The 12976-nt window shown below is 57.4% G+C and carries 13 protein-coding genes and 1 riboswitch; of the genes, 5 read left to right on the plus strand and 8 right to left on the minus strand.

Annotated elements, in window-relative coordinates; all coding sequences use genetic code 11:
- Positions 1 to 217: 217 nt before the first annotated feature.
- From ACR0I1_RS11835 to ACR0I1_RS11855, 5 genes are all read right to left on the minus strand, one after another.
- Positions 218 to 985 (minus strand): citryl-CoA lyase, encoded by a 768-nt coding sequence (locus ACR0I1_RS11835; protein ID WP_480706619.1) that lies wholly within the window; start codon positions 983 to 985, stop codon positions 218 to 220.
- Positions 982 to 2169, minus strand: coding sequence for a CoA transferase (locus tag ACR0I1_RS11840; protein ID WP_170401215.1), 1188 nt, complete (start codon positions 2167 to 2169; stop codon positions 982 to 984). Before ACR0I1_RS11840 ends, ACR0I1_RS11835 begins: the two co-directional genes overlap by 4 nt.
- A complete protein-coding gene (locus ACR0I1_RS11845; RefSeq protein ID WP_170391820.1) occupies positions 2159 to 3670 on the minus strand; it encodes a tripartite tricarboxylate transporter permease in 1512 nt (503 codons plus the stop codon). The genes ACR0I1_RS11840 and ACR0I1_RS11845 overlap by 11 nt, the downstream gene beginning before the upstream one ends.
- Before the next feature lies 1 nt (position 3671).
- The gene (locus ACR0I1_RS11850) at positions 3672 to 4154 is read right to left on the minus strand and encodes a tripartite tricarboxylate transporter TctB family protein (RefSeq protein ID WP_170401217.1); all 483 of its coding nucleotides are present in this window, start codon (positions 4152 to 4154) and stop codon (positions 3672 to 3674) included.
- Between the two features lie 66 nt (positions 4155 to 4220).
- On the minus strand, positions 4221 to 5198 hold the full coding sequence (locus ACR0I1_RS11855) for a tripartite tricarboxylate transporter substrate-binding protein (protein ID WP_170391824.1): 978 nt from the start codon (positions 5196 to 5198) through the stop codon (positions 4221 to 4223).
- A 108-nt stretch (positions 5199 to 5306) separates the two neighbouring features.
- Between ACR0I1_RS11855 and ACR0I1_RS11860 the strand changes: the two genes are divergently transcribed.
- From ACR0I1_RS11860 to ACR0I1_RS11870, 3 genes are read left to right on the plus strand one after another with little or no spacing between them, the layout of a single operon-like run.
- Positions 5307 to 5975, plus strand: a complete 669-nt coding sequence (locus ACR0I1_RS11860) for a response regulator transcription factor (protein ID WP_170420955.1) — start codon at positions 5307 to 5309, stop codon at positions 5973 to 5975.
- A complete protein-coding gene (locus ACR0I1_RS11865; RefSeq protein ID WP_170420953.1) occupies positions 5965 to 7332 on the plus strand; it encodes a sensor histidine kinase in 1368 nt (455 codons plus the stop codon). The genes ACR0I1_RS11860 and ACR0I1_RS11865 overlap by 11 nt, the downstream gene beginning before the upstream one ends.
- Positions 7311 to 8309, plus strand: a complete 999-nt coding sequence (locus ACR0I1_RS11870) for an ABC transporter substrate-binding protein (protein ID WP_170391831.1) — start codon at positions 7311 to 7313, stop codon at positions 8307 to 8309. Before ACR0I1_RS11865 ends, ACR0I1_RS11870 begins: the two co-directional genes overlap by 22 nt.
- A gap of 124 nt (positions 8310 to 8433) precedes the next feature.
- Here the strand turns inward: ACR0I1_RS11870 and ACR0I1_RS11875 are convergent, their stop codons facing one another.
- The 3 genes from ACR0I1_RS11875 to ACR0I1_RS11885 all read right to left on the minus strand — a co-directional run bounded on the left by ACR0I1_RS11875 (position 8434) and on the right by ACR0I1_RS11885 (position 11146).
- Entirely contained in the window at positions 8434 to 9045 is a 612-nt protein-coding gene (locus ACR0I1_RS11875; protein WP_480706622.1) for a class I SAM-dependent methyltransferase, read from the minus strand.
- Entirely contained in the window at positions 9038 to 10045 is a 1008-nt protein-coding gene (locus tag ACR0I1_RS11880) for a glycosyltransferase family 2 protein (protein WP_480706624.1), read from the minus strand. Before ACR0I1_RS11880 ends, ACR0I1_RS11875 begins: the two co-directional genes overlap by 8 nt.
- Before the next feature lie 114 nt (positions 10046 to 10159).
- Positions 10160 to 11146, minus strand: a complete 987-nt coding sequence (locus tag ACR0I1_RS11885) for an NAD(P)-dependent oxidoreductase (RefSeq protein WP_480439222.1) — start codon at positions 11144 to 11146, stop codon at positions 10160 to 10162.
- 105 nt (positions 11147 to 11251) lie between these two features.
- Positions 11252 to 11458: riboswitch (cobalamin riboswitch) on the plus strand.
- Positions 11459 to 11543: 85 nt separating this feature from the next.
- Between ACR0I1_RS11885 and ACR0I1_RS11890 the strand changes: the two genes are divergently transcribed.
- Together ACR0I1_RS11890 and cobW are read left to right on the plus strand one after the other, a co-directional pair.
- Positions 11544 to 11924: a DUF1636 family protein gene (locus ACR0I1_RS11890; protein WP_170391837.1), complete on the plus strand. Its 381-nt coding sequence runs from the start codon at positions 11544 to 11546 to the stop codon at positions 11922 to 11924.
- On the plus strand, positions 11921 to 12976 hold the full coding sequence (gene cobW, locus ACR0I1_RS11895) for a cobalamin biosynthesis protein CobW (protein WP_480706626.1): 1056 nt from the start codon (positions 11921 to 11923) through the stop codon (positions 12974 to 12976). The genes ACR0I1_RS11890 and cobW overlap by 4 nt, the downstream gene beginning before the upstream one ends.

Consider the following 12976-nt stretch of genomic DNA (forward strand, 5'->3'; position numbering starts at 1 on the left):
TGCGCATTTTCCTGGAAAACGACAACACGCTACGCCAGTCCTACCTGCGCCAGCTGCGAAGGCACTTCACCCAAATTCCCCGGCTCCTGTCCTACGCAGTTCTGGACGGTGTCGGCCGTAAGGCGAAGGCTCTAGCCACAAACTATGTCGCTATGTTTCAGAATCTGGATAAGAGGAATCCGAAGCCATGAGGAACGACAGGCGGCATACCTCAACTTCAATCGCCTAGATAAGTCCAGCGATAGTGGGGCGGTGTAGGACCTTTGTTACGTCCGCCTTGCTGGGTCTGCTCCCAGGCATGGGCCAGAATACCGACCGACCGCGAAAGGCAAAACAAACCCCGTGCCAATGGAGGGGCAAAGCCTAGCTCTGCATAGATCACTGCCGTGACACCATCGATATTCATCGGCACCGGCTTGCCTTTCCGGCGCATCAGGTCGGTTTCCACGGCTTGCCCGACTTTCATGAACCGACCCTCGCAGGCGTCCTGTTCGACTGCATCAGCAACCAGGGCCATCAGCCGGGGTGCGCGCGGGTCCGTCGGTGTATGGAACCGATGCCCGAAACCCGGCAGTATCTTCCCGCGCTCGGCGATCCAGTCGTCCAATGCCTGTTCTGGGCCTTCGGCATGGGCGTCTACAAAGTGATAAAGCTCCATCGCCTGCTCGCCGGCACCACCATGGATGTCACCCAGCATATTAACAGCACTCGCCATCGCGTTGTTAAGAGACAGCCCGCAGGTCACCGCCATTCGCGCAGCCGCGATCGAAGGGGCTTGCGGGCCGTGATCCACGGCGGCGACCAAAGCGGCCTCGAACAATCGAGCCTGCGCAGGTGTCGGTCTGTCACCCCGCACCATAAACCAGATCATTTCAGCGAAACCCAGATTGCCGATCAGGTCTTGAATCGGCTGGCCACGCAGTTCAATGCGCCCGGGCTCCATATCGATGATGGCGGTGCGCCACCAATCGGCAACATCGCTCATATCACCCTCTCATGTCGCAACGTTTCGATCTCTGCGTCCGACAGTCCAAGCTCGGCCCAAATCGAGAGGTTGTCGGCCCCAAGATCCGGTGGCGCGGATCGTGGCATGCGGCGTGCGCCATCAATGACCACTGGGCTGCCCGCAAGGCGTAACCTCTCTCCGTGCGCCGACAGAGTTCCAATCAGCCCGCGACCTGAGAGTTGATCGTCGGACAAAGCCTGCGGCACCGTCATAACCGGCCCGGCCGGTACACCCAACGCATTCAACTCTTGGACCCAATCACTGGATGGACGGGTAGAAAGCGTGCGTTCCAGCTCTTGACGCAATTCATGCCGGTTGGTCTTGCGATCCTCGCGGGTTAGGTAGTCCGGATGCGTCAAAAGGTCGGCGCGGCCCAGATGTTGGGCGAGCGCATGCCATTGTTCGTCGCGATTGGCGGCGATATTAATAGGGTTGTCGGATGTGGCAAAAGTTCCGGACGGGGCCGAGGTTGTGTTTTCGTTCCCATGCGGCGCAGGAGTCACGCCACCGACCAGATAGTTGGACACCACCCACCCCATGGTCGAAACCACCGCCTCGTTCATTGCGACATCAAGGAATGCCCCGCGCGGGTTGGCATTCAAGGCCGCGCTTATGGCAAAGGCCGCCGTCATCCCGCCGACGGTATCTGCCAGAGGATAGCCGACCCGGTAAGGCGCGGTATCCGACGCACCTGTGATTGACATGACACCGCTGATCCCCTGCACGATCTGGTCATAGGCCGGGTCATCCCGGCGTGGTCCATCCTGACCAAACCCGCTGATGGCACAATAAATCAGTCTGGGGTTCTCGGCGCGCAGAACCTGATACCCCAGCCCAAGCCGGTCCATCACGCCGGGCCGGAAGTTCTCGACCAGCACATCGGCAGTCTTGACCAGCCGCTTGAGCAGAGCCTTTCCCCGATCAGCCTTCATATCCAAAGTCACGGATTTCTTGTCTGCATTCTGCGCCAGAAAGCTGATGCCCATGCCGGCCTTGTTCCGATCAGGATCCGCCCCCAGCACACGGGCCAGATCTCCGCTGCCGGGGCGTTCGACCTTGATCACTTCGGCCCCCATAAGGGCCAGTTGGTAGCAACAATACGGCCCGGCCAGGACATTAGTCAGGTCAAGAACCCGGATGCCTGAAAGTGGCTCAGTCGCCATCGGCCACGCCTGCCGCTCGCGCCTTGGCGCGACGTGCGCGGTAACTAGGCAACAGCACCAGAAGGAGGGCAATTACCAACAGGCCCAGCGTCATCGGACGTTCCCAGATAAAGGCGATGCCGTCATACAGCTGCATGGAACGGGCGAAGTTATCCTCCATCATGCCGCCAAGGATGAAACCGATCAGCAGCGGTGCCAGAGGGTAATCGGCAAATTTCAGTGCTGTGGCGCAGACGCCGAAGCCGACCAATATCAGCAGTTCCGTGGCATTGTTCTGCCCGATATAGGCCCCCATGAGGGTGAAGAACAAAATGAACGGAATCAGATAGTTGCGCGGTACTGCAAGCACCTTGGCGATATAGGGGATCAACGGCAGATTCAGGATCAGCAGCACCAGATTGCCAATGAACATCGACATGATGACAGCCCAGAATACCTGTGGCTCGTCGATCATCAGGCGCGGACCCGGTGTCACATTCAGCGCGATCAGTGCGCCCAACAAAATGGCCGTAGTTCCGGAACCTGGAATGCCGAGCGTCAGCAACGGAACAAAGGAACCGGTACAGGCAGCATTGTTAGCTGTCTCGGGTGCTGCCAGACCTTTGATCGAGCCTTTGCCGAACTCTTCCTGCTCTTCTTTCGGGGCAATATTGCGTTCAACCGCATAGCCAAGGAAACTGGCAATCGTTGCCCCCGCCCCCGGAAGCACACCGATAAAGAAACCCTGCACAGATTGGCGACCAACCACCGGAGCGATGGCCTTTGCCTCGGATCCTGTGATGCGCAGGTCCTTGATTTCGCCTTCGTCGCCTTGCAGGTCCTTGGGTTTGAGAACCAGAAACAGCGCTTCGGGCAGGGCAAACATCGCCATTGCAAGCGTGATGAAACCAAAGCCGGACTGCAGATCCATGATCCCCATCGTGAAACGCGGCAAGTTGAACAGCGCGCCCTCGCCGACGGTGGCCATGATCAGCCCGAGGATGGTCATGACAATTGCCTTGGCCACCTGCCCGGTTCCCGCAAAAGCGGCGATGGCGGACAGACCCACTACCATCAAGGCAAAGTACTCAGCCGAGTGGAACAGCAGTGCGACCGAGGATAATGCAGGCGCAAAGACCATCAGCAGCAGCGCGCCTATCGTACCCCCGGCGAAACTGGCGATAGCGGCAACTGTGAGCGCCTTCCCGGCTTTGCCCTGACGAGCCATCGGATAGCCGTCGAAGCTTGAGGCCACGGTTCCCGCGACCCCCGGCGCGTTCAGAAGAATGGAAGATGTCGAGCCACCAAAGATCGCACCGTAATAGACACCGGCAAGCAGGATCAATGCGGCGGACGGATCGCCCATCGAAATGGCGACCGGAATCATAATGGCGATGATCGACATCGGCCCAAGACCGGGCAGCATGCCGATGAATGTACCAATCAGACAGCCCGCTATGACCATCAACAAGTTTTGGATGGAGAATGCCGTTTGTAGGCCGATCAACAATCCTTCAAGCATGTCAGCCTCCGAAAACGCCCGGCAAGGGTCGCATGTAGATGCCAAGAACCTCTTGCACGAGGTACCAGACTGAACCTGTAGCGATTACGGCAACCGGCAGCATGACGTGCCATTTGCGTTCGCCCAGAATGAAAGAACCGAGGATCAGGAACCCGGATGTCGAGATCAGAAATCCAACCGGACGTAGGCACAGCGCATAGGCAACCATCAAAGCCAGCAACAGCAGCGCCTGGCCCAAGTGATATTCGCCCAGCCTCCGATAATCGATATCAGCCTCTTTGGGCTCAGCCTTTTCAAATCCCAGCAGAATAATCGTTGTGGCAATTATCCCCAAAATCGACAGCACCTTGGGAAAGGTGCTCGGCCAAATGGGGTTGCGCTGCATGAAGGGGGGCAGACTGCCATCCATCGTGAACCAGGCGGTGTAGCCATATGTCAGGCATATGCCCAGCAAAACGAGCGCGATCCAGCGATCCAGCGCCATGTTTCCCCCTCCTTTGATTTATTGTTGGTTGAGGCAGAGCGGTTGCCCGCTCTGCCCGAGGTATCCTTACAGGAAACCCAACTTTTTCATCAGATCGCCGATCTGCTTTTCCTGCTGTTCCAGGAACGATTGGAAATCAGCACCCGAGTTGTGGATGTTCACCCAACCGTTACGGGCGCGGACCTCTTCCCATTCAGGTGTGTCATACATCTTGGCGATGGCTTCTTGATAAGCGACCAGCTTGTCCTCGGGCAGACCAGGAGCAGCAAAGAACCCACGCCAGTTCACGAAAGTTGTGTCGATGCCCTGCTCTTTCATGGTCTGCGCATCAGGGGCTGCATCCACGCGCTCTTCCGCGGTGACGCCAATGATCTTCACCTCACCCGCATTCGCCAGATCGACAGCCTCCGAGAAACCGGTCGACAGCGCGGCAATCTCACCGGACAGAAGCGCGGCCATCGCTTTGCCACCTGCATCATAGGGGATGTACTTCACGCCCAAAGCGTCCTTGCCTGCCGCTTCCATAACCATCGCCGCGACCAGATGGTCCATCCCACCCGGCACAGAACCGCCGCCGATGGCCGTTGTACTTGGATCGGCGTCATACGCGGCTAGCAGGTCCGCCATTGAATTGATGGGGCTGTCTTTGCCCACAACAATCGCGGCGTAATCGCCGATCGTGCCCGAGACCAGTGTCAGGTCGCGGAAATTGTGCGGGAACACTCCGGTCAGAGAGCGGATCACGATCGGGGTCGAGTTGACCATAAGCGTGCCGTGGTTGCTGTCGGCGTTTTCGATCAGATATCCAATGGCTTTACCACCACCGCCGCCCGACATGTTTTCGTAGGATGCAGTTCCCACGAGACCCGCATTCGTCAGCGCCTCACCGGTGCCACGGGCCGTGCCGTCCCAGCCGCCTCCTGCGCCACCGGGGATCAGAAAGTGGATGCTATCTACGACCTCTTCAGCGAAAGTCGGTCCAGCCAGACCAATAGCGGTCACAGCCGCGATAAGGGCGCGACGGCCCAGTTTGATTGTCGTCATGAATTCCTCCCGTTTGACAACCGGCCGCAGTGCGGCTCAGATTATTCGAAACCTAAACACATCAACCTGACATCAACCTGTCATGGGTGAAATTACTATTGGATCCCGATGAAATTCCTCTTGGTCGAAGACAATCTGGACCTCGCCAATGCCATAAGTTCGCGCATGCGACTGGACGGGCATGTGGTTGATCACGCAGAGAAAATAGAAGATGCTGTGGCCTTTGTTGAAATCGATGAGTATGACCTGATCCTGCTGGACATCATGCTTCCCGACGGGGACGGGCGCGATTTCCTCAAACGGCATCGCGCCAGCCATCTGGACACACCTGTCATCGTTCTGACCGCCCGCAGTCAAGTGTCGGATCGAATCGGCTCACTCGATCTTGGGGCGGACGATTATGTCACCAAGCCCTTCGACCATGCCGAACTTGAGGCGCGCTGCCGCGCAGTGCTTAGACGCAAATCCGGCAAGACCAAAACGACGATTGAAATTGGCGGCGTCGTCTTTGATCCGGTTGCGGGTCATTTGACGGTGGGCGACGACATCGTCTCGCTTCGCAACCGCGAACTGCGCTTGTTGGAACTGCTGATCAACGCCCCCGGTCAGGTGTTTTCTAAGCAGAAGCTGGCGGACCGGTTGTTCTCCTACGACGACAATGTTTCGGACAATGCCATCGAGGTCTATGTCGGCCGACTGCGAAAGCATCTGGAAAAATCGGACCTCAGGATCACAACGTTGCGCGGTTTGGGCTACAGGCTGGATCATGGCAACTAATCCAAACGTTTCCGGATCACTACGAAACCGTCTTGCGCTAACGCTAATCGGCGGTGCCGCGATTCTGGCCCTTGTGCTGTTCTTTGCTGTCCGCGACTATGCAGTTCAGGTTGCCCAGCAAGGTCAGGACAACATTCTGGGTGCCTCAGTCACCTCGATCCTCGACGCCGCGGCGCTGCGCGGAGGCGAGCTTGAAGTCGATATCCCCTATGCTGCCTTTTCAATGCTGAGCACGCCGTCGGACGACCGGGTGTTTTATGCGATCTTTCAGGATGGCGAGTTCCTGTCCGGCTACGAAGACCTGACCCCAACTCAAGGACCCGCTGATGGAAAGTGGACCTTTCGCTTCGGTGAGGTGCGTGGTGAAAACGTTCGTCAGGTCAGTGCCAGCCGCACACTGGTCGGGCTGGGAAATCAGACAGAAATCGAAGTGGCCTTGGGACAGACCCAAGATGCGCTGTCGGAGACGCTGGATCAAATCTCACGCAATGCCGGCCTTTTGGGATTGGGGTTCTTTGTGCTTGCGGCTGTATTGTCCTTCTGGGTGAGTTCGGCCACCATTGGTCAGCTCGACAGATTAACGACATCCGTCACCCGTCGGGGACCGCAAGATCTCAGCCCATTCAAAAAACCAGTACCGCGTGAAATGGCGCCTTTGGTGTCATCGCTGAATTCGCTTATGGGACGCCTGGACCAGTCTCTCAGCCAATCCGAGGACTTTATCGCCGAGGCCGCCCATAGGGTCCGCACCCCGCTGGCAACGGTCAGGTCTTATGCCGAGGCGACGCTGCAACGGGTCGAGAGAGAAGACAACCGCGAGGCGTTAAGATCAATGATGCGCGCCATCGACGAAAGCTCTAGGGCTGCGGGGCAACTACTGGATCACGCCATGATCACATTCCGCGCCGACCATCTGGAGCGCGAGGATATCGATCTGGTGACTCTGATCCGTGAACTTGTCCAGCGCTTGACGCCCATCGCTGAAATGAAAGACCTTTCGCTTGCTTTGAGCGGCGATCCGCAGGTCATGTATTCGGGCGACCCCATCCTCATCCAAAATGCGGTGCGGAACATGGTAGACAATGCGCTTAAATATGCGCCAGCGGACAGTACCGTAGTCATCGATGTCGCAGGGTCACCCACAGCCCGGATCACGGTCAGTGACCAGGGGCCAGGCTTTCCGCCAGATGAAATCGAAACGCTCACAAGACGTTTCGAACGTGGTCAGAACGCGGCGGGAACCATCGGATCGGGCCTCGGGCTAACCATTGCCCAGGACGTCGCGGTCGCCCATGGCGGCACGCTGGTACTGTCAAACAAAGCGGAGGGCGGCGCATGCGTTATCTTGTCACTCTGATCCTGTGCCTATTCGCCAGCGGCGCAGGGGCTCAGGATTGGGAAGACCGACAAATATTCAACGAAAGTGCCGACGGCCCCCGACTGCGGGTCATTTCCAGCACCGATACCGCCCTGTTTGCGCCGCTGATCGAGGATTTCGTCGCCCAGAATCCAGCGATATCGGTCGAATATCTGGTGACCGGCACGGCCGATATCGACCGACGCGTCCGAGCCACGCCAGAAGCGTTCGACGTTGTCGTTTCCAGCGCGATGGACCTGCAACTGAAGCTCGCGAATGACGGATATGCGCTGGCGCTTAACGATCTTCCGCACCCCCCTTGGGCGCAATGGCATCAAAGCCTGTTCGCCTTCACTTCGGAACCCGCAACCATCGTTGTCAACCGCACCGCGTTCGAAGGACAACCAATGCCGCAAACGCGGCAGGAACTGATCGAAGCGCTGCGTGCCCGCCCGGATGATTTTCGGGGCAAAGTCGGCACTTATGACGTGCGCCAGTCGGGATTGGGCTATTTGTTCGCCACGCAGGACGCCCGCGCCTCGGAAACCTATTGGCGCTTGATGGAGGTTTTGGGCGGCCTGGATGTGCGGCTGTATTGTTGTTCGGGCGACATGATTAACGACCTGGCGGATGGTACAATCGCGGTGGCCTACAACGTGCTTGGCAGTTATGCGGCGGTACGAACAGAAGGAAAGGATGCCCTTCAGATCATTCTGCCTTCCGATTTTCAGACGACGATGATGCGAACCGCCATGGTAACTGGCAAAAGCCGCTTGCCGGAGGAAGCGGAAACCTTTGTCCGGCACCTGACCACGCTGAATCCGGAATCACTGGCAGCACTGCCACTTCTGGACACGCAGGACTCCACGACCGAAAGCGCAGCGATAGCGCTGGACCCTGCGTTGTTGACGTTCCTCGATACGCTGAAGCGCAGGAAGTTCCTGTCTGCCTGGGAAAGTGCCGCTATTCAAAGATGATCGGACTTAGACAACAACCCTATCCGTCATCGCTGAACTTGTTGCTTAACACTGTTGACGCTGGAAGACACTAGCCAGCCTGGGTTACGTCGCACGAATCTATAATCAGAAAAATGATCTCGGCTCAAAGTTTCTCGACGGCCACCTGCGCCCCCATGATGGCCTTGAGCCGCAGCCCCGCAGAATTTGCCCCGAGGAATTCGTGGAATGCACGCATCACGTCATCTTTCCACCAACCGCGCCTGTGATAATCGTCAAGCATGATTACGCCGCCTTCGATCATCTTGGGCAGCAAAGCACTCAGATCCGTCTTTACTCCCTCGTAGGAATGGTCGCCGTCCAAATAGGCAAACCCGATGCTTTGATCTTCAAACAAACGCAGCGCCGGTTGCGAATAGTCGCGAATGATCGAAACTTGCCCCTTGGCGATCTCGGTACTGTATTTACCCGTTACTGCATCGTAGATCCGATCCATATCCTTTTGCGTGCGCGCTCCGGCAAGCGAAGCACCGCCATCCGGATCTTGCTGTACTTGCCAGGGATCGATGAGGCACAATTTCGAGGGCTGCAGCTCTTCCAGCAGAATCCGCGAAAACTCGCCCTTCCAAACGCCAATTTCAACGCTCAGCCGTCCATGCGGCATGGCCTTGAGCATTTCGCGCCGCAGGGAATCCTTCCGCTCGCGCTGCTCAGCTTGCTTCTTGCGGCGATCCTCAGCAGATACAGCTTCACCCATAGACGTCTTCTCCGGTAGAGGAATTTTGCAACGCTTCAACCAGATCAACCCAGTCCGGTCTGGCTCTCAATTCTTCGGCTTTCGACCTGTGCCACTCACATGCTTGGTGATGGAGGTCTGCCAATTGCGGATCTGCCATCATCTCAGATTTGATGTCGTGCATAGCCGGCATGTGTTCCAGAATTGAGCGATCCTCAACATCATTGTGGTTCATCATGAGCCAGTATTTGAGCCCTTGATCCTGCCCCACATGATTGGTGCGCCCACGGTCGCGCTTGACCAAAAAGCTATCAGTGCTGCGCACAGCATAATGATGAATGCGCGCGAATTCATGGCTGAAACCACGCCATGCTTTCCATTTCACTTGGTCTGCTGGGTAGAGGTTCCCGCCCGAATCCCGCCACAACACCCCTTCGTATGGTGCGTCAGGGTTCGGTGCATCTTCTGGATTGATCCTGGGACGATGGGCGCGAAAACGGCTGAATTTCCCATTGTTGCGGAACAGCGTTTTGAACCCTTTGGTCCGGTGATGCGGATAGCCGTCTTCCGTGGCGGCCAGAAAGAAAGTCTCAGGTACAGGTCGATCAACGAAATCGTTCTGACCTGCGTTTCCGAACATGCGCCAGCAGATCGAGATCGCGTCCGCCACGCCGCTGGCCTCAACGAGGCTTCTTATATCACTATTGGGCAAACGGATATTGATATACTCGTCCACATCCAAACTGAGAATCCAATCCGAAGACAGATAGCTTGGGTGATTCCGCGCAAGCGAAAATGCACGAACCTGAGGCGCAGCGCGCGGACCCAGTCTGTTTCGTTGGTGGTGAGCCCAGCCAAGCACTTGCAACCGGTCACCCATGGCATCGGTACCATCAGCGCAATCATTGGTATAAATCAGAATGTCATCAAAACCGATTGCGTGGTTGTAGGCCACCCAATCGATCATGAAAGGCCCTTCGTTTTTCATCGTTGTTACGATGAGAAAGGTCTCATTCGTCATAAGTTGTTCTCTTGCCTGTGCCGGTGTCGGACTCCTGTCGACCTATTTAGAATAGCACCAGAATTTTGTCCAACCAGGTCGCCAGACAGCCGCAATGCTTGCCGATTAATCTATCTACCGATTCTGTGGGATCACCTCATAACCCGGTTCTTCTGGCTCGTCGTCCAGCATCTCGGTTGGGAACCCTGGCGCCTGGATCTCCAGTCCGGTCGCGTCCTCTAGCCGCCTGATGATGTTCGGGGACAATTCACGTTCACCATATCGCGCGATGCCATCTTCGAAAATCTTGATCATCAATGGGTTTATCTCAAGAGGAACTCCGGCACGGTCGGCGACCTCCTGAAACAGACCGATATCTTTTTTCACCAGGTCCATGGTGAAGGAAATATCGCGCGAGCCGTTCAGGATGACCTGACTTTCGGTCTCGTGCACGAAGGATGTGCCTGACGATATCTTAATCGCCTCATAGGTGGTTCCAAGGTCCATGCCGGCGGCCTTGGCTGTCACCAATGCCTCGGCGCAGGTGATCAGGTTGGCGGTAGCCAGATAATTGGTCAACACCTTCAGAACAGAGGCCGAGCCCAGATCGCCCGTGTGCAGAATGCGCCGCCCCATGGTGGTCAGGAATGGCAGGATACGTTCAAAAGTCTCACGATCACAGCCTGCGAAGATCGAGATATTACCCGTCGCTGCCCGGTGACATCCGCCCGAAACCGGGCAATCCACCGCTGCGCCGCCTCGTTCGATGACCATTGCGCCAAGGCGTTTGACTTCGGCTTCGTCAGTGGTCGACATTTCCATCCAGATTTTGCCAGGGCCGACCTCTGGCAACATTTCCTGCATCACCGCATCCGAGGCCGCAGGAGAAGGCAAACAGGTTATAACAGCATCGCAATCGCGCATCAGTTGCGCCGGGCTTTTGGCGGCTTTGGCACCCTTGGCGACGAATTCGGTCACCAGATCCGGGTTCAGGTCATGAACCGTCAGATCGATACCGTTTCGTAGCAGCGATCCAGATAGCTTGCCCCCTACATTCCCCAGCCCGATAAACCCTACTTTCATGCGCGGTATCCTCCTGTTCGCATCTTGCTGCCATGCCAGCACGTCGTTGCAGAAGTATCATGCCGCCCAGCGACCCCGACAGGTCGCTTTTTATCCGCTTTTTCACGGATCGGCGCGACTCGCTTGACAAGCAACCCTGCCCTGCCGCATGTCCCTTTCGTTGGTGTCTGCGAGAGCAGATGAAAAGGGAATGCGTCAGCGGTTTTTGCCGTCAAACGCAGCCGCCCCCGCGACCGTGACCGGAGAGGGTGCCCAAAGCCACTGGCAGTATGGCCGGGAAGGCGGGACATCCGACAGAGGCCTCCTCTGACATCCGCAAGCCGGGAGACCTGCCAACGCCCGAAGATGAAACCGGACGGGGTGTTCCGGTGTGGGGCTGTGATCGGCCCGCATGAAACCCCGTCCCCCACGAAGAGGATTTGGGGGGATGAGAGACATGACCGAGACCGCACCGGTCGAACTGCTGGTTTGCACTACCTGCCGTCGCGGGCTGCCTGTCGAGGATGACGCCCAGCGCCCCGGCACGTTGCTGCACAAGGCGCTTGAACAGGCGGGCCTGCCCGAAGGCATTACCTTGAAAGCTGTGGAATGCCTGTCGAATTGCGATGAAGGCTGCTCGATCGTGCTACGCGGAGGACCGGATCGCTGGACTTTCGTGTATGAGCATCTGAACGAGATCGACCATGTTGAAACCATCGTCGAAGGCGCAGCCAAATACCTCGCCACCGAGGACGGATTGGTCAAATGGCGCGAACGTCCCGAACATTTCCGCAAAAACTGTGCGGCCCGCATTCCCCCGATTGGAGCCCTGAAATGAGCAACCTTGAGAAACTCCCCGTCACTGTGATCACCGGCTTTTTGGGCTCGGGCAAAACCACTCTGGTACGTCACCTGATGCAGAACCCGCAGGGCAAGCGTCTGGCGGTGGTCGTCAATGAATTCGGTGATGTCGGCGTCGATGGCGATATCCTGAAATCCTGCGCCATTCCTGATTGCCCCGCGGAAAACATCATGGAACTGGCCAATGGCTGCATCTGCTGCACCGTCGCCGATGACTTCATCCCGACCATCGAAGCCCTGATGGCACTAGAGCCGCGCCCCGATCACATCCTGATCGAAACCTCCGGTCTTGCCCTGCCAAAACCGCTGCTAAAGGCGTTCGACTGGCCCGATATCCGCTCGAAAATCACCGTCGATGGCGTGATTGCTCTGGCCGATGCCGAGGCCGTGGCCGCTGGTCGGTTCGCTCCGAATGTCGAGGCGGTGGATGCGCAACGCATGGCAGATGACTCGATTGATCATGAAACTCCCTTGTCCGAGGTGTTCGAGGATCAGATTTCCTGCGCCGACATCATTCTGCTGACCAAGCCCGATCTGGCTGGCCCGGAAGGCGTTGCGAAAGCGAAAGAGATCATCGCCGCCGAAGCGCCCCGCCCCATGCCCGTGGTCGAAGTGGCCGAGGGTGCCGTGGACGTCCGCGTCGTGCTGGGTCTAGAAGCCGCGGCCGAGGATGACATGGACGCGCGTCCCAGCCATCACGACGGCCATCACGATCACGAGCATGACGATTTCGAAAGCATCATCGTTGAACTGCCCGAGCAAATCGATCCGATTGATCTGGTCGCCAAGATTGAACGATTGGCCAACGAGTTGAATATCCTGCGCGTCAAAGGCTATGCCGCCGTTCAGGGCAAGCCCATGCGCCTACTGGTTCAGGCCGTCGGTGCGCGCGTGCGTCACCAATATGACCGCCCGTGGGAGTCCGGCGAAGACCGTCGCTCGCGCATTGTGGTCATTGCCGAGCATGACGATATCAAAGAGGCCGAGATCCGCGATATCCTTGTGGGTGTAACCGAGGCTGCCGAGTAA

Source organism: Ruegeria sp. B11 (genome assembly GCF_056539785.1).

What these genes read in the sequence shown, in the direction of transcription:
- ACR0I1_RS11835 (WP_480706619.1), bottom strand. Translation starts at nt 985, where the DNA reads ATGAGCGATGTTGCCGATTGGTGGCGCACCGCCATCATCGATATGGAG.
- ACR0I1_RS11840 (WP_170401215.1), bottom strand. Translation starts at nt 2,169, where the DNA reads ATGGCGACTGAGCCACTTTCAGGCATCCGGGTTCTTGACCTGACTAAT.
- ACR0I1_RS11845 (WP_170391820.1), bottom strand. Translation starts at nt 3,670, where the DNA reads ATGCTTGAAGGATTGTTGATCGGCCTACAAACGGCATTCTCCATCCAA.
- ACR0I1_RS11850 (WP_170401217.1), bottom strand. Translation starts at nt 4,154, where the DNA reads ATGGCGCTGGATCGCTGGATCGCGCTCGTTTTGCTGGGCATATGCCTG.
- ACR0I1_RS11855 (WP_170391824.1), bottom strand. Translation starts at nt 5,198, where the DNA reads ATGACGACAATCAAACTGGGCCGTCGCGCCCTTATCGCGGCTGTGACC.
- ACR0I1_RS11860 (WP_170420955.1), top strand. Translation starts at nt 5,307, where the DNA reads ATGAAATTCCTCTTGGTCGAAGACAATCTGGACCTCGCCAATGCCATA.
- ACR0I1_RS11865 (WP_170420953.1), top strand. Translation starts at nt 5,965, where the DNA reads ATGGCAACTAATCCAAACGTTTCCGGATCACTACGAAACCGTCTTGCG.
- ACR0I1_RS11870 (WP_170391831.1), top strand. Translation starts at nt 7,311, where the DNA reads ATGCGTTATCTTGTCACTCTGATCCTGTGCCTATTCGCCAGCGGCGCA.
- ACR0I1_RS11875 (WP_480706622.1), bottom strand. Translation starts at nt 9,045, where the DNA reads ATGGGTGAAGCTGTATCTGCTGAGGATCGCCGCAAGAAGCAAGCTGAG.
- ACR0I1_RS11880 (WP_480706624.1), bottom strand. Translation starts at nt 10,045, where the DNA reads ATGACGAATGAGACCTTTCTCATCGTAACAACGATGAAAAACGAAGGG.
- ACR0I1_RS11890 (WP_170391837.1), top strand. Translation starts at nt 11,544, where the DNA reads ATGACCGAGACCGCACCGGTCGAACTGCTGGTTTGCACTACCTGCCGT.
- cobW (WP_480706626.1), top strand. Translation starts at nt 11,921, where the DNA reads ATGAGCAACCTTGAGAAACTCCCCGTCACTGTGATCACCGGCTTTTTG.